17 protein-coding genes are annotated in these 21569 nt (G+C 56.6%); 9 read left to right on the top strand and 8 right to left on the bottom strand.

Translation table 11 applies throughout. The features are described from left to right. Window positions 1–27 precede the first annotated feature (27 nt). The 5 genes from ACR0EL_RS10870 to ACR0EL_RS10890 all read left to right on the top strand — a co-directional run bounded on the left by ACR0EL_RS10870 (window position 28) and on the right by ACR0EL_RS10890 (window position 6417). A complete protein-coding gene (locus tag ACR0EL_RS10870) occupies window positions 28–834 on the top strand; it encodes an IclR family transcriptional regulator (RefSeq protein WP_480499878.1) in 807 nt (268 codons plus the stop codon). Continuing rightward, entirely contained in the window at window positions 831–1889 is a 1059-nt protein-coding gene (locus ACR0EL_RS10875; RefSeq protein WP_480499879.1) for an ABC transporter ATP-binding protein, read from the top strand. Before ACR0EL_RS10870 ends, ACR0EL_RS10875 begins: the two co-directional genes overlap by 4 nt. A 109-nt stretch (window positions 1890–1998) precedes the next feature. Beyond that, a complete protein-coding gene (locus ACR0EL_RS10880; RefSeq protein WP_480499880.1) occupies window positions 1999–3135 on the top strand; it encodes a tetratricopeptide repeat protein in 1137 nt (378 codons plus the stop codon). A 209-nt stretch (window positions 3136–3344) separates the two neighbouring features. Then, window positions 3345–5558, top strand: a complete 2214-nt coding sequence (locus ACR0EL_RS10885) for an NADP-dependent isocitrate dehydrogenase (protein ID WP_480499881.1) — start codon at window positions 3345–3347, stop codon at window positions 5556–5558. Window positions 5559–5688: 130 nt separating this feature from the next. Next, window positions 5689–6417, top strand: a complete 729-nt coding sequence (locus ACR0EL_RS10890) for a formyltransferase family protein (protein ID WP_480499883.1) — start codon at window positions 5689–5691, stop codon at window positions 6415–6417. On the opposite strand, the gene ACR0EL_RS10895 is transcribed toward ACR0EL_RS10890, so the two are convergent. Both ACR0EL_RS10895 and ACR0EL_RS10900 read right to left on the bottom strand, forming a co-directional pair. Continuing rightward, window positions 6414–7547: a hypothetical protein gene (locus ACR0EL_RS10895; protein ID WP_480499885.1), complete on the bottom strand. Its 1134-nt coding sequence runs from the start codon at window positions 7545–7547 to the stop codon at window positions 6414–6416. The genes ACR0EL_RS10890 and ACR0EL_RS10895 overlap by 4 nt on opposite strands. Before the next feature lie 105 nt (window positions 7548–7652). Further along, complete coding sequence (locus ACR0EL_RS10900) at window positions 7653–8075, bottom strand: GtrA family protein (RefSeq protein WP_480499887.1); 423 nt, start codon at window positions 8073–8075, stop codon at window positions 7653–7655. A 322-nt stretch (window positions 8076–8397) separates the two neighbouring features. Between ACR0EL_RS10900 and ACR0EL_RS10905 the strand changes: the two genes are divergently transcribed. Then, the gene (locus ACR0EL_RS10905) at window positions 8398–9750 is read left to right on the top strand and encodes a pectate lyase family protein (RefSeq protein ID WP_480499888.1); all 1353 of its coding nucleotides are present in this window, start codon (window positions 8398–8400) and stop codon (window positions 9748–9750) included. Between the two features lie 97 nt (window positions 9751–9847). On the opposite strand, the gene asnB is transcribed toward ACR0EL_RS10905, so the two are convergent. The 6 genes from asnB to ACR0EL_RS10935 are packed head-to-tail and all read right to left on the bottom strand — an operon-like array spanning window position 9848 to window position 16339. Then, the gene (gene asnB / locus ACR0EL_RS10910) at window positions 9848–11782 is read right to left on the bottom strand and encodes an asparagine synthase (glutamine-hydrolyzing) (RefSeq protein ID WP_480499889.1); all 1935 of its coding nucleotides are present in this window, start codon (window positions 11780–11782) and stop codon (window positions 9848–9850) included. Between the two features lie 12 nt (window positions 11783–11794). After that, window positions 11795–12916, bottom strand: coding sequence for a glycosyltransferase (locus ACR0EL_RS10915; protein WP_480499890.1), 1122 nt, complete (start codon window positions 12914–12916; stop codon window positions 11795–11797). Beyond that, window positions 12917–14095, bottom strand: coding sequence for a DegT/DnrJ/EryC1/StrS family aminotransferase (locus ACR0EL_RS10920; protein ID WP_480499891.1), 1179 nt, complete (start codon window positions 14093–14095; stop codon window positions 12917–12919). Window positions 14096–14109: 14 nt separating this feature from the next. Beyond that, entirely contained in the window at window positions 14110–14805 is a 696-nt protein-coding gene (locus tag ACR0EL_RS10925; RefSeq protein WP_480499892.1) for a PIG-L deacetylase family protein, read from the bottom strand. Continuing rightward, on the bottom strand, window positions 14802–15716 hold the full coding sequence (locus ACR0EL_RS10930) for a methionyl-tRNA formyltransferase (RefSeq protein ID WP_480499893.1): 915 nt from the start codon (window positions 15714–15716) through the stop codon (window positions 14802–14804). Before ACR0EL_RS10930 ends, ACR0EL_RS10925 begins: the two co-directional genes overlap by 4 nt. After that, window positions 15713–16339, bottom strand: a complete 627-nt coding sequence (locus ACR0EL_RS10935) for a sugar transferase (protein ID WP_480499894.1) — start codon at window positions 16337–16339, stop codon at window positions 15713–15715. Before ACR0EL_RS10935 ends, ACR0EL_RS10930 begins: the two co-directional genes overlap by 4 nt. Window positions 16340–16815: 476 nt before the next feature. Here ACR0EL_RS10935 and ACR0EL_RS10940 point away from each other — a divergent pair, with 476 nt between their 5' ends. The 3 genes from ACR0EL_RS10940 to ACR0EL_RS10950 all read left to right on the top strand — a co-directional run bounded on the left by ACR0EL_RS10940 (window position 16816) and on the right by ACR0EL_RS10950 (window position 21517). Then, on the top strand, window positions 16816–18021 hold the full coding sequence (locus tag ACR0EL_RS10940) for a polysaccharide biosynthesis/export family protein (RefSeq protein ID WP_480499895.1): 1206 nt from the start codon (window positions 16816–16818) through the stop codon (window positions 18019–18021). 54 nt (window positions 18022–18075) lie between these two features. Then, the gene (locus ACR0EL_RS10945) at window positions 18076–18933 is read left to right on the top strand and encodes a sulfotransferase family protein (RefSeq protein WP_480499896.1); all 858 of its coding nucleotides are present in this window, start codon (window positions 18076–18078) and stop codon (window positions 18931–18933) included. Window positions 18934–19405: 472 nt separating this feature from the next. After that, window positions 19406–21517 (top strand): polysaccharide biosynthesis protein, encoded by a 2112-nt coding sequence (locus ACR0EL_RS10950; RefSeq protein WP_480499897.1) that lies wholly within the window; start codon window positions 19406–19408, stop codon window positions 21515–21517. Window positions 21518–21569: the final 52 nt, after the last annotated feature.

Genomic DNA, 21569 nt, shown 5'->3' on the forward strand with positions numbered 1-21569 from the left:
GGGTTAAACGGAGGAGATAACGCACCCGTGGCAGGTGACGGAACAATAGGCAAAGCATGTGATGTGCTGGATCAGGTGGCGTCGTTCGAACGCCCGGTTCGGTTTGCGGAACTGCTGGACCGCAGCGATTTTCCCAAGGCGACGCTGTACAGGTTTCTGCAAAGCCTGACCAATCAGGGCATGCTTTCCTACGACCCGGATCGGCAGACCTACACGCCCGGTTTGCGATTGGTTCGTCTGGCCCATGTGGCCTGGACGCAAAGCTCTTTGGCCCCGATCGCGCGGCCATTTCTGGATTCGTTGAGCCGGGAAACAGGCGAGACAGTGCATCTTGCACAGCTCGATTCCAGCCAGGTTTTGTATGTCGACAAACGCAACGCCGCGCAGCCGGTCGAGATGTATTCGCAGGCCGGCAAAGTCGGACCGGCCTATTGCACAGGCGTCGGCAAAGCGATGATGGCCTTTCTGGGAGAAGAAGCGCTGAACAAGGCCGTGTCGCAGCAAAGCTATCACCGTTTCACCGACAAGACGTTGACGTCAGAGCAGGCACTGCGCGCTGATCTGGACCGTATTCGCGCGCGTGGTTTTGCCGTCGATGACGAAGAACATGAGCCCGGCATCATCTGTATCGCTTGCCCGATCCTCACCGCCGGCGGGCGGATGCTGGGTGCGATTTCTGTGACTGGCTCAACCGACCGAATGAATTTCGAACAATTGGAAGCCTGGGTTCCCCGGGTTCGGCGCGTTGCCGAACAGATCGGGGCCGAGGCACAGGCGTGGCGGTTCCCCGAGACCCGCCCGAACACTCTGGAAGACAGGATGCAAGGGACATGACAGGTGTAACTCTGAACCAAGCGATCAAACGGTATGGCCAGACTCAGGTCATTCACGGCATTGATCTGCAGATCGAAGACGGAGAGTTCTGTGTGTTTGTCGGCCCCTCGGGTTGCGGCAAGTCCACGTTGTTGCGGATGATCGCCGGGCTTGAAGAGACTTCGGAAGGCCAAATTCATATCGGCGCACGCGAGGTGACCCATATGGATCCTGCCAAGCGCGGCGTGGCAATGGTGTTTCAGACCTATGCGCTGTACCCGCATATGACCGTGGCTGAGAATATGGGGTTCGGACTGCGCATGAACGGCGTGGCCAAAGGTGAGATCGACAAGAAGGTACAAGAAGCCTCGAACATACTGAAGCTGGATCAGTATCTGAAACGCAAACCCAAGGCCCTGTCCGGGGGGCAGCGTCAGCGCGTAGCGATTGGGCGCGCCATCGTGCGTGGCCCCGAGGTGTTTCTGTTTGACGAACCACTCTCAAACCTTGACGCCGAGTTGCGGGTCGAGATGCGGGTTGAGATTGCCCGCTTGCATCAGGAAATCGGCGCGACCATGATCTACGTGACCCATGATCAGGTCGAAGCGATGACCATGGCCGACAAGATCGTTGTGCTGCGTGATGGCCGGATCGAGCAAGTAGGCGCTCCGATGGACCTGTACCGCGACCCCGACAACCGTTTTGTGGCGGGTTTCATCGGCTCGCCCGCGATGAACTTCCTGGAATGCGACTATGCCGACGGCCATGTCACGCACCCCGCGTTGAGCCAGCCTTTGCCAGTCTCCGCATCGGTTCCCGCTGGCCTGAACAAGGTGACATTGGGTATGCGGCCCGAACATATCCAGATCGACCGTTCAGCCGAAACCTGTACAGTTGATCTGACCGAGGCGCTGGGTGGGGTCTCTTATTCCTATTTGCTGACGCCAAATGGCGACAAACTGATCGTCGAAGAACGCGACGATCAGCGCAGCTCCACCGGTGAGAAGGTTGGCATTACGGTCGATCCCGAACGGGTTATGGTGTTTGATCCTGAGACGGGGCTTCGGTTTAGGTAAGCCACTGTGACCTTTCGGCACCTCTGAGGCGCAATCGGTCGGGCGCGCCTTGTGTGATGGCAGCGAGATACCACTTTAGAGTGTGTATTGCCGTCACATAGGAGTTTGAATGCACATCCGTCTTGCTGCTTTGGTTATTGTTATCGCAACACTTATTTTATCGTTTGGTGGGCCGTCTGCTTCAGAACGCGAGTATTTCAAACAGATAATAGACTGTCACAATGGCACTAAATACAGCAAGGTGATCTCGGCCTGCGGCACGCTTTTGGAGCGTAGCGACGAGCCGCCAGAAGCGCGGCACATATACCACGGCAAACGTGTACAAGCCTTTTATCGAAGTGGTCGGTTTGAAGAGGCAATTGCAGATGCGGATCAGGCGCTCGACTTGAAGGCTGACGACACTACTACGCTTGTTTGGCGTGGATTCTCCAAAAATGAACTAGGAGACGAAGCCGGTGCGCGAAGCGACTTTCGAAGGGCAGTTCAAATCAGCCCTGATGATAAGTATGTCCTTTTTTACCACGCAAAGCAGATGGAAGCTTGGGGTGAAATAGAAGCGGCGAGATCAGCATATGAAAAAGTTCTTGAAATCGATGCGGGTTACCGTGGCGCAGGAACAAGATATTTGCTGCTAGTGGCCAACAACATGTCCGATGAGGAGTTTGTACGATCCTTGTCAAAAGCGGAGCAACGGTGGCCGGATCACACTTGGGTTCATTGGGTGCGCATCTTTTTCGAACTGGAACACAGTTTCGACTTAGATAAGGCCCTGAGGGCGGCAGAAGCCTATGTCAGGCTGAAGCCTGATTGGGAGGACGGTCTGTTTCTATTTGCCCTTATCCACACGAAGATCGGCGATGAGACAAAAGCCATAGAATATGTCGAAGCTTATGCGAAGCAAGGAGACAAGATAAGCTGGGGCGATGATGGGTATTTCCGCAAGATGCGGCACCGCGTTTCCGCCTACATCCTCACAGGCCATAACTCAGAATGGATATATCGAAGCCATGCTTTTGCAGCTTTGGGAAAGGCGGGACTCGCAAAGGCGGAATACCAGAAATATCTAGACAGCGGTGGTCGCTACGCCCCTACACTGCTTCTTGATGTCATTGAGGGTGCTGGAGTGACTGTCGATCCTAAAGCCCGTGCAGGTTCAACTGAGCATATCGACAAAGCAATCGATGATCATATCCGTCATCTGGAGCAGAAGATGGGCTTCTCAGAGCTCGGGCCACAAACCGGTTAATCCGCAATACGCGCATCCAATTCCCTCAACCCGTGGCAAATCGCACGTCCTTGGGTGATTGATTCCCGCCTCAACCTGATTTAAGGGAGGCCCTGTCAAAACAGAGTCACCCAGGGGCGGTAGCATTGATCTGCCCCTCTCGCGCCGCGATGATGTGGCCACAACTCTTGGATCGCACGCCCCGAAAGGCTTAAAAAAGGTAAAAGAATATGGCAGATAAATCGAACTTCGACATATTGTATACCATTGTAGACGAAGCGCCCGAACTGGCCAGCGCGTCGTTTCTGCCCATCATTCGCAAGTTCGCCTCGGCGGCGGGTGTCAGTGTTGGCACCAAGGATATTTCGCTGGCGGGCCGTATTCTCGCGACCTTCCCCGAGAACCTGACAGACGCGCAGCGGATCCCTGATGATCTGGCCGCCTTGGGCGAGCTGGTGAAAACGCCGGATGCGAATGTCATCAAACTGCCCAACATCTCGGCTTCGGTCCCTCAGCTGGTTGCGGCCATCGAAGAGCTGCAATCGCAAGGCTACGACATTCCGAACTACCCCGAAGAACCCTCGACTGACGAAGAAAAGGCGATCCGCGTGCGGTATGATGCGATCAAGGGCTCGGCCGTGAACCCGGTTCTACGCGAAGGCAACAGCGACCGTCGTGCGGCGCGGGCGGTGAAGAACTACGCTCAGAAGAACCCGCATTCGATGGGTGAGTGGTCCTCGGACAGCAAAACCAAAGTATCGTCCATGCCGGGCAATGACTTTTACGCGAACGAGAAATCGGCGACGATCACTGCCGGGCAAGCCGGTGATGCGAAGATCGAATTTGTCGGCAAGGACGGCAGCGTCACCGTTCTGAAAGACGGCTGGCCGCTGGCTGAGGGTACCGTGGCTGACGCAACATTCATGTCGGTCAAGGCTCTGTCCGCGTTCCTGGCGGACGCGATCGAGGACACCAAAAAAGACGGCACCATGTTCTCGCTGCATATGAAGGCCACGATGATGAAGGTCAGCGACCCGATCATCTTTGGCTATGCGGTCAAGGCGTGGCTGGCCCCGGTGTTCGAGAAATTCGGTGCCGAGCTGGACGAACTGGGCGTGAACCCGAACTCAGGCCTTGGTGATCTTCTGGAGCGTGTTCAGGGCAATGTCGACATCATGGCCGCCATTGACGCAATCAAGGGCGACCGCCCGTCCATGTACATGGTCGACTCAGACCGTGGCATCACCAACCTGCACGTACCATCGGATGTAATCATCGACGCCTCAATGCCCGCTGTGATCCGCGCGGGCGGCAAAGGCTGGGACGAGACCGGTGCCAAGGGCGACACCAACTGTGTGATCCCCGACCGTTGCTATGCGCCGGTTTATGATGAATCGATCAAGTTCTTCAAAGCCAACGGTGCGCTGAACCCGGCCACTGCCGGGGCTGTGGCCAATGTTGGCCTGATGGCTCAGAAAGCCGAGGAATATGGCTCGCACCCGACCACGTTCCAGGCCCCTGCCGATGGTACGATCCGCATCGTGCTGGCCAATGGTGAAACGCTACATTCGCACGAGGTCGAACAGGGTGACATCTGGCGCTCTTGCACCGTCAAGAAAGCACCCATCGAGAACTGGATCCAACTGGCGATGGACCGTCAGCGTCTGACCGGATCCGAGGCGATTTTCTGGCTGGACGCCAACCGCGCCCATGACGCCGAGTTGATCAAATACGTCAAACCGGCGCTTGAGGCCGCAGGCGTTGCCGACAAGTTCCAGATCATGGCCCCGCGAGAGGCGACCCGTCAATCTTTGGAGACCATAACCGCTGGCAAAGACTCGATTGCCATCACAGGCAACGTGCTGCGCGACTACCTGACCGACCTGTTCCCGATCCTGGAACTGGGCACTTCGGCCAAGATGTTGTCGATCGTCAAGCTGATGAATGGCGGCGGGCTGTTCGAAACAGGCGCCGGCGGCTCGGCCCCGAAACACGTGCAGCAGTTGGTCGAGGAAAACCACCTGCGCTGGGATTCGATGGGTGAATTCTGCGCCTTGGGTGAATCGCTAAACTTCCTGGCTGATAGTAAAGGCAACGCCAAGGCCGGCGTGTTGGGCGCAGCGGCCGAAGCTGCAACGCAAGGCATTCTGGACAACAACAAATCGCCCAGCCGCAAAGTTGGCCAGCCTGACAACCGCGATAGCCACTATTGGTTCGCGCGCTATTGGGCCGAAGCGCTGGCTGCGCAAGGTGACGATGCCGATCTGGCTGCAGAATTTGCACCGGTTGCCAAAGAACTGGCGGCCAAGGAAGAGCAGATTCTGGCTGAACTGGCAGCGGCCCAAGGTGCTGCGGCTGATCTGGGTGGGTATTATCACACCGACCCGGCAAAGGCGGCAGCTGTAATGCGCCCCAGCGCCACGCTGAACGCTATCATTGACTAACTAAACAGGCCCGCGCCACACCGGTGCGGGCCTTTCCAAACCTGCCCTAGAGCAGGTGATTTTTGTATGTCATAGTCCCGACCAACCAGACCCCAACAATGGCGGGGCGTGATTTGGACGCGTGGACGTGATGACGAACGAAACTATGCAAAAGACCCATCCCAATGGCGCCAAAGTCCTGTTCTTTGGCCGCGAGAATTGTGACGGCACCCAAAAGGCGCTGGAATTTCTGAACTTTGCAGGCTTTGACGTCAGCTATGTTGAATCCAAAGGTTTGGGACATGGCCTGCCTACCTGGGTGCGTGACTGGCGGGGTGAGTATATCTTTTGCTTTCGGAGCTACTTTATTCTGGATCAGGCGATGATCGATGCGGCCTCGGTCGCTGCGATCAACTTCCATCCGGGCCCGCCGGAATACCCCGGCAGTGGTTGCATCAACTTCGCGCTGTATGAAGGAGCGAGTCAATACGGTGTGACGGCCCATCTGATCAACACCAAGGTCGATAACGGTACGATCATAAAAGCTTTGCGGTTTCCGATATTGCCAAAGGATGGGCTGCGATCTGTTCTGGCGCGCACGCATCTGTATCTCTACCACCTGTTGCAAGAGGTGATAGGTGGGATCGCAGCTGGTGGCGAAGCCTTTCTTACGGATCAAATCAAAGCCTCGGGCAACGAAGCCTGGCGCGGTGAGGCGCGCAGGATGAAGGAGCTTTCAGCCATGCAGCAATTGCCGTTGGATATCGACGCCGAGGAGTTCGAGCGCCGCCTGCATTCCATGCATCTGCCGGAATACCCGCTGCATATCGTTTTGCATGGGCGCAAATTTGCGCTGCTGGGTGAAGCGGATGAGGCTTAGGGGCAGGCTACACTGGCTGGATCGACATGCATGCGATCCACAAATTCAGTATCCGGGGTAAAGGCGGCAACGTTGCTGTCCTGAAGGAATCGGGCTACCAGATTTGCCACCGCAAAACTGCCAATTTCCCGCAGATGGTGGTCCGGTGTGCCGTACAATTCTGCTGTAGGTAGTTTAAGATCTTCTGACATCTCAATAAGGCCCGGTTTCAGGTTCAGATAGGCAAAGCCGTTTTGTTCGGCGGCCCTGGCAATTAGGTCACGTACCGCGTCAGAATAGCCAACCGGGTCATCCCGGAAGGTGATCGTATCCTTGCCCAGGAACTCCGAGATATCGGGCAAGGAAAACACAATCAGCTCTGCGCCTTGATCCGCGACGGACTGCGAAAGGTCCGCAAGGGATTGAAGCAAAAGCGCCTCTTCAATCTCGGTCGGGACCGACGGGTACAGGTTCTGATCAAACAGAGCACTTTTGAAACTCAGCACCAGTTTGCCGACGTAAAGCTTTGCAAAAGCCCGTTTCAGTCTCTGTGTAGCCGTCGGATCACGCGAGATCGGCTTTGGGTTTTGCTGCCACCTTTGGAATCGTATGTTGTCGACCAAATCATTGCGATTGAAGATGAACAATAGCACCGTTTCATGCGGGATCTGGTCTTTGAACTCATCATAAGTCAGCGCGTGTTGCAGCGTGCCGTGGCCGCCGGTGCCCAGATTGACAAAATGTGTATCTGCAGACCATTCGGACAACAAGGCAGGGATGGTTTCCGTCTCGTCAGACAAGCTGCCGCGAATGAAGGAATCTCCAAGCACGATCACACGTTTTTTCCCAACACCTGGGTCGAACACACCGCGAAAGCCCTGTTCGTTGATCTTGACGAATGTGGCGATATCGTTGCGGAACTCAAAGTAGGATTGGTTGGGCGTTTCGCGTGAGTACACCACTGGATGTGGGATCAGACGCTTTGGCCCACCCGTGCAGAAATAATTCTCGTCATTGACCAGAGGAACATTTGCCAGATCGCGGCTGCTATGCGGTTGAAAGCCCAGCGGATCGAACAGACGCAATGCCACCTCAAGCACTGCCAGGCTGATCAGCGTACTGAGGCAAATGAGGAAGAGGTTTTTAAGCACGAACGGGGTTTCCCCAACTGATTAATTTAGTTCAACTGACAAACGGCGTATTCAAGTGGATTAAGCGTACTCGCGTGGCAATACCTGAGTTTTATAGCGGTCTGACTATTTCTGCAAAATCTTTCTTGAAATCAGAAAGTTGATCGTCATCCCGGCAAGTGTCGCAATCGCCAGCGCGATGATCGGATAGGTATTCGCAAATTCTGAGATATAGAGCACGACAAAGAACGTGGTGAAGTTGGTGATCAGGCCCAACTGCATACCGCCCAGATAGCTGAGAAATTCGATGAAACTGGGTGAGGTTTGGGTTTTAAACGTAAACGTACGGTTCAGATACCAGGTGAAGGTCACAGACGTCAGGATGGATAGGCAGCGCGACAAAAACGTGCCAGCGCCAAGCGTATTCAAGGCCGTAAACACCCCTGCGTCTACGACGAAGGCCAGGGACCCTACGACCGCGAAGGTCAGCATATGCCGGTAGGTCTCATTCGAAATCACGTGCTGGCTCCGCTCAAAATTCTTGTCCATATCCTGCACCGATACGAGGTGAAAGGGAAAGCCTGGAATCCTCGAACTTGCGTCCCGGTTGGTTTGGAAACGCAATGAAGTTACAGCGAAGGGACGGGAGTTTTTCAATTCGATCAATTCTTTGCCGGAAAGCGCCGATGCGACAGGTTTGGGGTGTCTTACCCGACAAGCTGCGCTAGGGTCTGTTCCGGAGGGTTGAACAATCCCTTGTGTTTCGTATTTCGGTTTCGACATGATTAGGTCCAGCATGCATATTTTCCGCAGTTTTTACTTCGCACTCCTGAGTCTGCTTGTAGTGACGTTGCCAATTGCGACCGGTGCGATGGCAGATGATTCTGACAGGGGACAGATCGCGTTTCCCGGTGCCGTCGGATACGGAAAATACGCCAACGGATGGCGCGGCGGCAGCGTGTACTACGTGACCACTTTGGCCGATTCCGGACGCGGCAGCCTAAGGGAATGCGTGCAGCATCCGGGTGTAGGGCGGGTCTGTGTGTTTGCCGTGTCTGGCACCATCGTTGTCGACAAACAACTTCGTGTTTCGCCCAATACCTATATCGCCGGGCAAACTGCGCCGGGGCAGGGGATACAGCTGCGCTTGGGGAAAGTGCAGTCGTCACCGCTGATGGTGTACGATTCACATAATGTCTTGCTGCGCTTCATGAAATTCCGTCCGGGCCCGAGCAAGAAACCCTCGCCGAGTGTTGATGGGCTGGGCATTGAAAGCAGCACGGATGTTTATGTTGACCATGTCTCGGTCGCGTTTGGCGTTGATGAGAACCTCGGGATCGGCAGCGAACGCTATGCCAGCCATGATATCACCATCGCCAACACCATCCTGGCCTATGGTCTGGACAAATCGAGCCATACAGAGCGGCGCCATTCTAAAGGCGCCTTGATTTGTTCCAAGGATGGGGCTGTCTCGGATTGTGGGCGGATCACCCTTACGGGGAACCTGTTTGCCCATAACCGTGATCGCAATCCGGACGTCTCGTCGACCGCACTGGGCCCCGTCGATATCGTGAACAACGTGTTTTATGATGCGTCCTCGCAATTTGGTGAATTTCGGAACCTCTATGGCGACACATGGATCAACTATGTGGGCAACGTGATCCTGCCCGGGCCGAGTACACGAAACCGCCCGCGCCCCGCCGCGATCGAGGTGTTTCCGGTCGAACCAAACAACAAGCTAGAGGTTTTTGCCGACGATAACCTCTATCTGGACAATCGGCTGGACCTGCTGTGCGACAGGTCGAAACAGGGGCGCGTCGTTGATGTTGCGGCCCGGCCCAATATTGTCTCAAGCCCCGCGTTCCCGCTGTCGGTCACGCCCGAACCTGTCTCGGGTGTTTTGGAGCATGTGTTGAATAATGTCGGGGCGCGTTCCGGGCCGGATAAGGAATTGGACAGTCTGGATCAGTCAATCATCGAAAACGTCAGGGGCTGTGACGGGCGCAGGATCGATCACCCGGATGAGGCCGGAGGCTGGCCTGACTTGCCCGAGATATCAGCTCTGAATGACCGCGATCTGGACGGGTTACCGGATGACTGGGAAGAGGCTCGTGAAGGCCTGGACCCGGATGACCGCAGCGATGGCTGGAAAGACCGCGATAGCGACGGCTGGTCAAACCTTGAGGAATATCTGAGTGTTCTGGCAGGCGACCCGCTGTCTTGAAGCGCTTCCAGTTTATGTGGAATCACCAATGCTCTGCCGCGCTTCGCGCTCTCGGGACATTGGTGATGACGTGATGCTTCAAAAAACTGGAAGTGCCTTAGGCCATCCATTCCTGCTGCCAGAAATGGTACATCAGCACCACCCACAAATGCGGGCCCCAGTTGCGACTGCCAGACAGATGCTCGGACCAGCGTTTGTTCAGCTGCGCCCGGTCGATCGCATCGAAAGTACCATTGTTTGACGTAAAGACATCATTGGCAACGGATTTCAACGGTCCCCGCAACCAATCGTTAAGCGGGATGCCAAAGCCCTGTTTTGGCCGGTCATACAACGCTTTCGGCACACGTCTGTCCAACAGGCGGCGCAGGGCGACTTTGCCTGATTTTCCGTTATATCGGAGCGTATCCGGCGCGCGCCACGCGGCCTCGACCACGCGGTAATCCAGCAACGGTGCGCGGATCTCAAGTCCGACAGACATCGAAGCACGGTCGGCTTTGACCAGAATGCTCTCGGGCAGATAGAGCTCGGAATCCAACAGCATCATCGTATCCACCGGGCCGAGCCCATGCGGCAACGAATGTGATCGGAACAGGCCCTGATCGGATGCAGATGGAGGAGTCCACAGAGTAAACAGCGCATCATAGCGGCTGCGGAAGTCCGGATGGCGGGCAATCGCGGCGACTTTGGACAGGCGATCCGGCGTGATCTGATCCCGCATCGAGGCCGGGGCCAACGGTTTCAGAAGTGTTGCGGCTGCCTGCGTCACAGGCGCAGGAGACGCCGCCAGAACCGAGGCTGCTGGACCGGGCAGTTTCGCACTGATCCGTTCCATCGCCATCATGCGGGCATAGCGTTCATAACCGCCGAACGACTCGTCTCCGCCGTCCCCTGACATCACCACTTTAAGCTTTTCGCTGGCCAGTTGCGATACCAGTAGCGTCGGAAAGGCTGACGGGTCGGCGAAGGGTTCATCATAGACCTGTGGCAGCGTCTGCAGCAGATCAAACGCCATCTCGGGCGTCGCGGTGACCTCGTGATGGTCGGTACCCAGATGTTTTGCGATAGCGGCTGCGTGATCGGCCTCGTTTGTCGCGTCATGGTCGAAACGAACGGTGAAGCTGGTGACTTTGCGCTCGGATTGCTGCTGCATCATCGCAGTGATCAGGCTGGAGTCGATGCCACCGGACAAGAATGTGCCGACGGTCACATCAGCCACCATACGCTCGCCCACTGCCGACATCAGCGCGTCTTCGATGCCTGCCAGTGCTTGCGCCTCATCTGTGTAACGATCAGCCCGAGAACTCTCGACCCGATCCCGCAAGTCCCAGAACCTGTGCAGCCCTGCCACCAGATCCTCGGCCGAGGATGGGGGTGCATCCAGCTGAACCTCGACCATCGTGCCCGCTGGCAGTTTCATCACGTCGCGGTAGATCGTCAGAGGGGCCGGGATAAAGGCATAGCGCGCATATTGTTCCTGCGCGCGGCGGTCGACCTCGGGCGTGCCAAAAGCCGCATGGGCGCGCAGGGCTTTGAGCTCAGAGCCAAACAGCAGATGGCCGCCTTTCACGCCCAGATAGAGCGGTTTCTTACCCAGCCGATCCCGCGCAAAGACAACCCGGTTCTGTTGCCGATCAAACACCGCAAAGGCGAACATACCATGGGCCAGTTCCAGAGTTCTACGTATGCCCCACTGATCCATCGAGGCCAGCAAAACTTCGGTGTCGGAGGTGCCCCGGAACGTCACGCCCAGATCAGTCAGCTTCTGCCGCAGGTCGAGGAACCCATAGATTTCCCCATTGTATACAATGCAGTAGCGACCGCTAGGCGAACTCATGGGTTGCGCGCCGGTCTCAGACAGGTCGACAATGGCCAGACGGCGATGCCCCAGGGCCACGCCCGTTTCAGGGTCTACGAACATGCCATCCGCATCGGGGCCACGATGCGCGATGCTGTCACACATCTGTTTCAGCGCGGCGGTGCCTGCTTCACGACCGATTGGGTTGAATGCAAGATATCCGGCAATGCCGCACATGGCCCTGTTTTCCTATCCGGTATGCGGGGCGGTCGACGTCCCGGGTTTTGGTATGTTGCCAAACAAAACCGCATCATAAGACGCAGCAATCGCGGCAAGTGAATATTGCGAGGCGATGCGCTCTCGGGCTTCCGCACTGCGTTGCGCGTAAGTATCCACGCTCCAGTTCGCGGCATCTGTCAAGGCCTGTCCAAGCCCCTCGGCATCACGGGCTGCTACAACATAGCCGATATCACCAGCGATCTTGGCTGCGTCACCCACATCGGTGGTCACAACCGGACGGCCATAGCTCATCGCCTCGGCAATGACATTGGGAAAGCCTTCGGTGCGCGAGGACAGGACCAGCAGATCAATGCTGTCGTAGAACGCGGTCATGTCGTGCAGATCGCCGCATAGCGTTACGCTACCCTCGGGCACGCCGGCCTCGGCCATCAGGGCGCTTAGGGCTTTGTTCTCGGCTGTCACCCCATCCCCGGCCAACCGGGCCGTCAGATTCGGTATGGTTTGGCGCGCGATTGCGAAGGCGCGGAAAAATGTCTCAAAATCCTTCTGGGGATGAAACCGTGCAGCCAGTCCAACCACTCGCGCTGGGCCAGGTCTGGGGGTTGGCGCGTCAGGCAAAAGAAAACCGTTCGGCACGACCGAGGCATTGCTTTGTGCAAATCCGTATTTGCCGTGTTGTTCCAACGCGCGGGTCGAGTTGTAGATGATCCCATCGCAATACCGCGATAGTTTTTGTGAAAGGCGCACGGCGATCCGGGTGCTGCGGGTAAAGGCCGCCGGATCGTCCAAAGCCTGCCGCACGGTCCAGATCACCGGTACATGGCGTAGCGATAAAACCTGCGCGATCAGGCCAACAACCATGGCGTGATACATCCAGCACAGCACCACATCGGGTTTGTGGGTCCGGATTAAACACGCAATCTGCCAGATGGCGCGGGGAAAAGACAAAGGCGACCGAGCCCGCAGCGAGATATACTCGACCTTTTCATTCCCTGCCATCGCGCGGCACCGATCGGACACTTCAGTCAGCGCCACCACAACTGCGCGTTCGCCGGAATGTGACAACAACCGGGCGAGCATCGCTTGCGCTCCGCCCTGGGTCGAGAAATCAGTGACCACGTGCAGGATCATTTATCCCGCCTTTTGCCCTGCCAGGGCCTGATTGCCTACGTCAACGATGACCTGTGCAAGACGCGCGATGTCTTTTTGCGACCAGCCGGGATCGACCAGAAGCGCCAGACTAGTCTCGCCCAGCTCGCGCGCAACCGGCAGGCGTTCAGCGGGGCCGAGCCCATGTTTGCGGAACGTATCTTCAAGGTAGATTTCAGAGCAACTGCCTGAGAAGGCGGGGAACCCCGCCTGCGAGATCTCGGAAATGATGCGGTCGCGCGACCAGCCCGAGGCCAGGGCCTGCGGGCGCACGAAGGCGTAGAACCGGTAATAGGCATGGGTCACGTTGTCCGGTGGGTTTGGCACCATGAACGCGGGGCAGGTGGTCAAAGCTTCGCCCAGTATCCGGGCATTGGCCGTGCGATGGGCGCGCCAATCATTCAGCCTTTGCAACTGAACGCGGCCCAAAGCCGCCGATGGACCGGTCATACGCAGGTTTGTGCCGGGCCCGGAATCGTGCAGCCAGCGGAACCCCGGCGGATGATCGGTGTTAAACACCGTATCGTAACCCTTGCCATGATCCTTGTAGCTCCAGACCCGCGACCAGAGTTCGTGGTCATTCGTGGTCAGCAAACCACCTTCACCGCCCGTGGTCATGATCTTGTCTTGGCAGAACGAGAACGATCCGAACGTGCCGATGGTGCCCACGTGGCGGTCGCCGATCATCGCACCATGGGCCTGCGCGCAATCTTCGATCACCCATAGATCATGCGCTTGCGCCAAATCCATGATCGCATCCATATCGCAAGGCCAGCCGCCCAGATGTACCGGTATGATCCCGCGCGTGCGCGACGTGATCAGCGGCGCGATGGTTTCGGCGGTGATGTTCTGGGTGACCGGATCGACATCCGCGAAGACCGGTACTCCACCCGCCAGCATCACGGAACTGGCCGAGGCGATAAAACTGCGCGGGGTGACAATCACTTCGTCCCCGGGTTCAAGATCCAGCACGTGCAGGGCCGCGTCCAGCGTCACGGTGCCGTTGGCCATGGCAATGGCGTGGACAGAACCAGTATACGCACGGTATTCGTCTTCGAACGCGCACACATCCGGTCCGGTCCAGGCGTTGACTTTGCCCGACGCTAGAACCCGGCTGACCGCGTCTATCTGTTCCTGATCGTAGATGGGCCAAGATGCCATTTCGAACTCTCCTGTCAGACCACGGTTCGGACCAGAACAAACCCCTCGGCCGCGTGCCGGTGGACGGTTGCACCGCGTAGGGTCGCCAACGCGCGCAAACTGTCGACCGAGCGTTCGTGCGGGGCTTGCTTTGCCTGGCTTTCGAACATCGCAAAGGCTTTCAGCTTGCGTTCCAGCGTGTCCGAGATATCGACAAAGATATTCGGAACAAAGGGCGGCGTCAGATATGGCGCGTTCCAGTTGGTCTCGGACAATGTCTCATAGGCTGCGATAGTCGCCGGGTACTTGTCCTGATGCGGGCGGCTCGCCACAAGGCTGGACAGAAATGTCAGCTGGTGATCCATGTGAATATCGCCCGGATGCGGCGCAAGGATCAGGTCGGCTCCGAGATCACGCACCAGCTTGCCCAACGCGCCATTCAGATCCGAATGCGGTTGTTCTGATAGCTCAGCCGCGGTGAAATCAAACCAGTGCGTCTGTGTCACGCCCAGATAGTCATGAGATTTGCGCGCCTCGGCCCGGGTGATCTCGGTATCCTCATCCCGGAATTTCGGCGGCTTTGCACGCGTCACCACAACCACGTGCACTTCGCGGCCCGCATCTGCAAGCCGGGCGATAGTACCACCTGCGCCCAGCACCTCGTCATCGGGGTGAGGGGCGATGACCAGGGCAGGTCCGGCCCCGGCGCTGATGAGATCGGTGGTTATCATGACGTTTTTCCTAATTTCGAATGTATGGCCGGGGGAATATCCGCCCCGGACCATTCCAGAATATCAAGGCACCGCCCATCCCCGCAGGCGACGGTGAAGTTTTGGCCATCAATGTCCTGCACCTGACCGGGCAGGCCGACATAGTACCCGTCAGGTTCCGAGAATTTGGCCTTTGTAATGACAATCTGCCGACCGTCAGAGCCCTGCGTGAACGCTCCCGGATAGGGCGGGCCCGAGGCACGGATCAGGCATTCGATCTCTTCAGCCGAACGCGTCCAGTCAATCAAGCCATCTTCGGGCCGACGACGCGCGCAAATGCTGATCCCGGTGGTGGGCTGAGGTTCGCGCGGGATATCCCCCAAGACAATCTGCTCAAGCAACGGGGGCAGCAGCCCCGAGATGGCGCGCAAAGAGCGATCATAAAGCTCGCGCGCGGTGACGCTGTTCGGATCAACGGCATAGCGCGCCTGAGCCGCAATGGGCCCATCATCCGCACCTTCGCCGAGCCAGAACAGGGACGATCCGACGTTTCGTTCTCGCAGCAACACGGTCCAGGGTATTACTCCACGTCCGCGCAGCTTAGGCAAGGCCGAGGGGTGAAAACCGATGCACCCCAGCTTGGGGATTGCCCGGAAGGCCGGGCCGCAGATCTGCGACCAACCGATGACCATAATCAGGTCGGGCTTCAGGGCCTCGATCTGCGCGATGGTCTCGGGTGCGTTGGTCTTCTCGATATACTCAACGGGTACGCCATAGCGATTGGCCACGACGCTGAGATCGACAAAATCGGAATGCCGATGCGACAGATGAGGCGGCAATGTCATAACCAGATCGGGCGCATGCCCCGCAGCACAAATTGAGACCAGCGCAGCGTGGGAGGTTTCGACAGCCCCGACAAATACAGTTTTCATGCGGGCGACCCCTGGAACGAAGATTTTTGTGGCGGATGCTGCTGCAACCAATCCGCGGCGGCCTTAATCCGGTCTGTGCGACGATTCTCGCCACGCAACGCGACACCGACGGTTTCCGCCATGATCCGCAGATCAAGTGCCAGAGACCGATGCGCCACATACCACAGATCAAGGCTGAGCTTTTCGGAATTGCTGAGATTTGTGTTTCCACTCACTTGCGCCCAACCAGTCAGCCCGGGCCGAACCGAACAGCGGTACTGCCCTTCGGGCCCAAAGCTTTCGATGGTCTCGGGAAGCAGGGGGCGCGGACCTACCAGAGCCATGTGGCCGCGCAGGATCAGCAGCAATTGCGGAATTTCATCCAAACGCAAGCGACGGATCAGGGCGGTCGCGCGGGTCTGTCTTTGATCATCTGGCAACAACGCGCCGTCCGGGCCACGTGCTTCGGACATCGAGCGGAGTTTGAACAGATTGAACTCGCGCCCGCCCAGACCACAGCGGCGCTGTGAAAACATCAATGGCAACCCGACAGAGGTTGCAACAATCAGACATGCGACAAGAAAGAAGGGCAGAGAGATAAGACCCAACAGGATGCAGAGCAGAATTTCGGGTACTCTATTCACAGTTCAATCCAACTCAGAACACACGCGGCGCGCCGCAACACTTGAAATCAACAAACAAATCACACGCCAGCGGCAATGACTAAATCGCCTGGGCAGAGACCGCCTCAATCTGTTCGAATTGGATGTGTTTTGCAAGAAGTCTGCGGCGCTTTGATCGAATCGTGCCGGTTGTGAAGAATGTTGGGAATTTAACGCCGACATCGCAGCTGGTTTCGTCAACGGTTTGGCTGCTAGCGGAGCATTGTTTCGGATTTGGGGCGAGGAACAGGATAGCCGCGACGATGGGCCGTTTCTCTTGTCACGCAATACAGGAGTGCTTAGCTTGATGACGTGGGCTTGTGCAGGTTTGAACCGGGCCCGGAGATTTTTTGACGTACAGCTAACAAAGCTTGCGTTTCTTGTGTATCGAAGATCACAGAACCACCAGTTTGGTTTGTAGTACAGATCGTAGAGTTAGTGAGTTGGGAGACAGAGGTTTGAAAACCTGTTTCAAAGTGATGTTGGTGATGTTCACTCTGGCGGCGAGCGCCGTTTGGGCCGAGGGATATCGCCTGCTGCCGCAGGATAGGCTGTCTTTGAAGGCGATGCGCTGGGATGCGGAGTCCACAACTTACCTAAGCTGGACCGGTGTAACCGGCGAATACACCATAACCGGTGACGGTGATCTGATGATTCCGCTTGTAGGCCAGGTCGAGGCAGAGGGTCACACCCCGGCTGAGCTGGCAGCGGCGCTAGAGCTGAAATTCCGCCGCCAGATCGGCATGGTCGAACCGCCGCGCATCGCGCTGGAGGTGATTGGCCATCTGCCGGTCTATGTCCTCGGCGACGTGAATTCCCCGGGCGCCTATGATTTCCACGTGGGTATGACCGCGCAACAGATTCTGGCGCTGGCCGGAGGGCCAATCCGCCCGCCGATTCAACTGGCAACCGGCAATGACATTCAGGTGCTGCGCATGGGTGGCGAGATTCGCCTGTTGGCAACGCAGATTGATGAGCTGGAACAGCAGCGCCAGCGGCTGATTGCGGATCTGACCGTTCTAGAAGGCGATGACGAAGGCGCTGATCTGGCAAACGCGCCCGAAGGGCTGGAGGGCGAAATCCTTCAGGCAACATTGGCCGCACGCGAAGGGCAGGGCGAACGGATCAGGGACCTGCAAGCGCTTCTTAAAGAACAGATCGAAAGCCTGACACAGCAGCTTGAATTGCGTGACACGCAGATTGCTAACGTATCGAAAGAACTGGAGAATCTGAACTCTCTTAGGGAAAAAGGGCTGACTGCGTCGAACCGAGTTACCGCGATGACCAACGCGCTGAACGATCTGGAGTCGAAGCGTCTGGATCAGGAGGTTGCGTTGCTGGTCGCGCGGCAGGATCTCAACCGTGCACAGCGAGATGAGTTGCAACTGGATGACACGGCGCGTTCAGATGCATTGGTGAAACTGAATGAGGTTGAAAGCCAACTGGCGTCGCTGAAGACCCGGTTGCAAACCGCGTCGACCCTGCATGGTGAACTGGCTGCCGCCGGGTATCTGAGCGAGGATGACATCGCCAGCGAGACAACCATTGAGTTTATTGTTACCCGTGGGGGTAATACGCAAACGCAGCGTGTAAAGGGAACCGATCCGGTGCAACCGGGGGATACAATCGAGGTTGTCAGGAAAACGGTTATTACGTCGAATTGAGTATAGAAACTAAGTGGGCCTCGGCCCCAGGGAATTTAGTTAACGAGTTTCATCATGACATTGCCCGCTGACAGACCGGTCGATTTTCTGATCATAGGTGCTGCGAAATGTGCGACCACGTGGTTGCAGCATTCGCTGACACAAACGCCGGCCATCTATATGCCAGGACCCGAGCTGCATTTCTTTTCAAGAGAATACGACAAAGGATTGGCTTGGTATCGTGATCAGTTCGATGGATGTGAACAGGCGCTGTTGGTCGGCGAGAAGTCGAACTCTTATCTGACAGTGCCCGAGGCCGCGCAGCGTATTCGGGATGTTGCTCCGAATGCGCGGCTGATCCTGCAAATGCGTGATCCGGTACAGCGCGCATATTCGGATTATTGCATGCTGTTCCGCCGTGGAGAGGTTACGGACCGTATCGAAGACTACCTGAATCCCGCGCATGCGGCGGACCAACGATTCCTGTCCGATGGGCGTTATGCGCATCATTTGGCGCGATTCTATGATCTGTTCCCGGCCGAGCAAATCCTATTGCTGGCCTATGAGGATATTCGCCGCAATCCAACTGGGAACCTGGAAAAGGTTCGTGCACATCTCAGCCTGTCCGGAAAACTGGAAGCGCCGGTTAAGAAAAAGGTTAAAGACAAGAACGCGGCGATGGTGCCATTGCCACTGCGTAAGTTCTTGGGGCCAGTTCGTTCTGTCATTGATCCTGTACGTCACACCTGGCCGGTTCGGTCTTTGCGCAATGTGGTTGCCCGTCAGGTACAGTATCCACCGCTGTCAGAAGATCTGTCGCGCCGCCTTGCCGAGTTCTATAGCGAGGACATGACCAAGATCGCAGAGAGTGAACCCGGAATCACCGAGGCCTGGGACAGTGCCAAACCGCTTGAAATGGCTCGAATCAATTGAGCTTTGTTATGTGTCATAGGTCACATTGCGTTTCCGGTCTGGAAACAAAGACGCCAAATCGTGGGGCGCGTCTTGTTCGTTCAGATGTTTACAAAAAGTTCTCAAACAGACCGAATGCTGTGCGAACATTGGGAAATAGGGCATTTCTTTGGTCAAACGATGCCGGAAACGTGAAAAAAGCATTTTGCTCTGGTGTTGGCTATGTTAGATTTTAATCATATTGAAACCTTAGTGGCCATGTTGGCCGCTGAACATTGTAGTTTGGTTCGTACGAGTGAGAAAGGGTTGTGGCGAAGGGTCTGATGATTTTCAAACCTGAGCCGGTCTAGGGGGACCTTACAAAAATAATCAAACTTGCCGGCAAGTGGTTTCTGCTGGCGTGTGAGTGCGGCTTTGACGGCTGATCGACTGTTTTCGATCTGTCCAGCTAGGTCGGGTAGTAGTGGGCAATTTATACGCCGGAGTACTGAGTATGTATGAGCGTGAGTTGGTTAAGCTCAAGAATGGATCTGTTAAAGATACTGCGATCGAACCCGATCTGAAATTGGGTGATATCGGATCCACATTGAAGCAAAAACTTATTGAGCTGAGCGCAAACCGTCGCTTGGCGATTGGCGATGTTGTCGCCTCGGCTATTTCCGTTGTTATGGCTGTGGTGCTGGCTAACGGGGGCGCATTGCCCGCGGCGGCGTCTGCGGCACTGATCCCATTGGTTCTGATGTCCTGCCTGATCGCGCTGGCGATCCTACCGATGTCGGGCATTTATAAGCGTCACACCCGGTCCACGTCGCTGCGTGATGTGGCGCTGATCGTGCGCGCGTCGTTCTTCTGTGTCGCAACCCTGGCCCTGTTCGGCATGGCGGCTGCAGTTACTTCGCATGTGCCGTTTGCCGTCTATGTCATTCAGTTCTTCCTGATTGTGCCTGCACTGGGCAGCCTGCGCATCATTGCCCGCAGCACCGAGTTCAAGCGCAAGGTTCAGGGCTGCACCGCAAGTGACAATGGCAAAATCCCGGTGATCCTTGTTGGCACCGGTGCCAGCAGCGATCTGTTTGTCCGTTCGCTGCGCAACACGGAATCCAAATATGAACCCGTTGGCATCATCGATGACGCCCGCAACACGCAAGGCCTGTACTTCCACGACGTGAAGATCATCGGCTCGCTGCTGGATGCAGACGCGGTGATCGAGCGGTTGAAGTTTGATGACAACCTGCCTCAGCGTATTCTGCTGACCGAGCCGGTCACCCATTTCGAAAGCGATGGTATCCGCAAACTGACCCGCTGGGCTGAAGCCAACAGCATTACAGTGTCGCGCCTGACCGGTTTGGAAGAGCTGGGCACTGAAAGCAACGGTATCCGGACCGTGAACCCCGAAGACATCTTGGATCGCCCACAAAAGGCGGTTGAGCGTTCGATGCTGCGCGAGATGTTTAAGGATCGTCGTGTCCTGATCACTGGTGCCGGTGGTTCAATCGGTAGCGAACTGACCCGCCAGATCGCCTCGTTCGAGCCGGCGGAAATCGTCATGATCGAAAACACGGAATACAATGCTTATTCGATCGACATGGACCTGAGCCAGAACTTCCCCGAAGTTTCGCGCCGCATCTATGTTGCCGATATTCGCAGCGCTGACCGTGTGAACAAGATCTTCCAACGTCATCGTCCCGAGCTGGTGTTTAATGCGGCTGCGTTGAAGCACGTACCAATGGTCGAGCTGAACCCGTGCGAAGGCGTTTTGACCAACGTGATCGGGACGCGTAACGTCGCCGATGCTGCGCGCAATGTAGGTGCCATTGCGATGGTGCAGGTTTCGACCGACAAGGCCGTGAACAGCACCAGCGTCATGGGTGCAACCAAGCGTGTTGCGGAATTCTACGCTCAGGCGCAGGACCGTGTAACCAACGGCACTGATGAGGCCACACGCTTCTTCTCGGTCCGGTTTGGTAACGTTCTGGGCTCGTCGGGTTCGCTGATCCCGCTGTTCCAGCGCCAGATTTCGGAAGGCGGCCCTCTGACGGTCACTGACCCGAAGATGGAACGCTATTTCATGACCATTCGTGAGGCCGTCCAGTTGACGCTGGTTGCGGCGGCCAAAGGATTGAATCTGGAAAACAGCCACGGCGAAATCTTTGTTCTGGACATGGGTCGCCCGGTGAAAATCGTTGATCTGGCCGAGCGTATGATCCGTCTGGCGGGGCTGGTTCCTTACAAGGACATCGACATCAAGTTCATCGGTATTCGCAAAGGCGAAAAGCTGTATGAGGAGCTGTTTGATGTGACCGAAGAGCATCGCGAAAGCGGCATCCCGGGTGTCGCGTCGGCGATCCCCGAAGGTGTCTCGGTGGCACGTCTGCGTGCTATGATCCTCAAGCTGGAACAGGCTGCACTGGATGGCGACGATCTGGGCGTCAAAAAGCTGCTGAAAGAGCTGGTGCCAGGTTATGGCGTCAACGGGCTGCGTCCGATTGAAACAAAGGATCTGATCAAACCTCGGACCAAGTCGAAGATCACCGCGATCCCGACCGAGAAGATGGTCGGTGCCTTTGCAAACTCCGATGCTTTGGAAACCGTCGGTGGCCGCTAAAGCTATTGTTTGAAGTTATTGTTGTGTCGGCTTTGACCCAAGCCGTGTGTGT

It is taken from the genome of Ruegeria sp. AH12, from assembly GCF_056541465.1.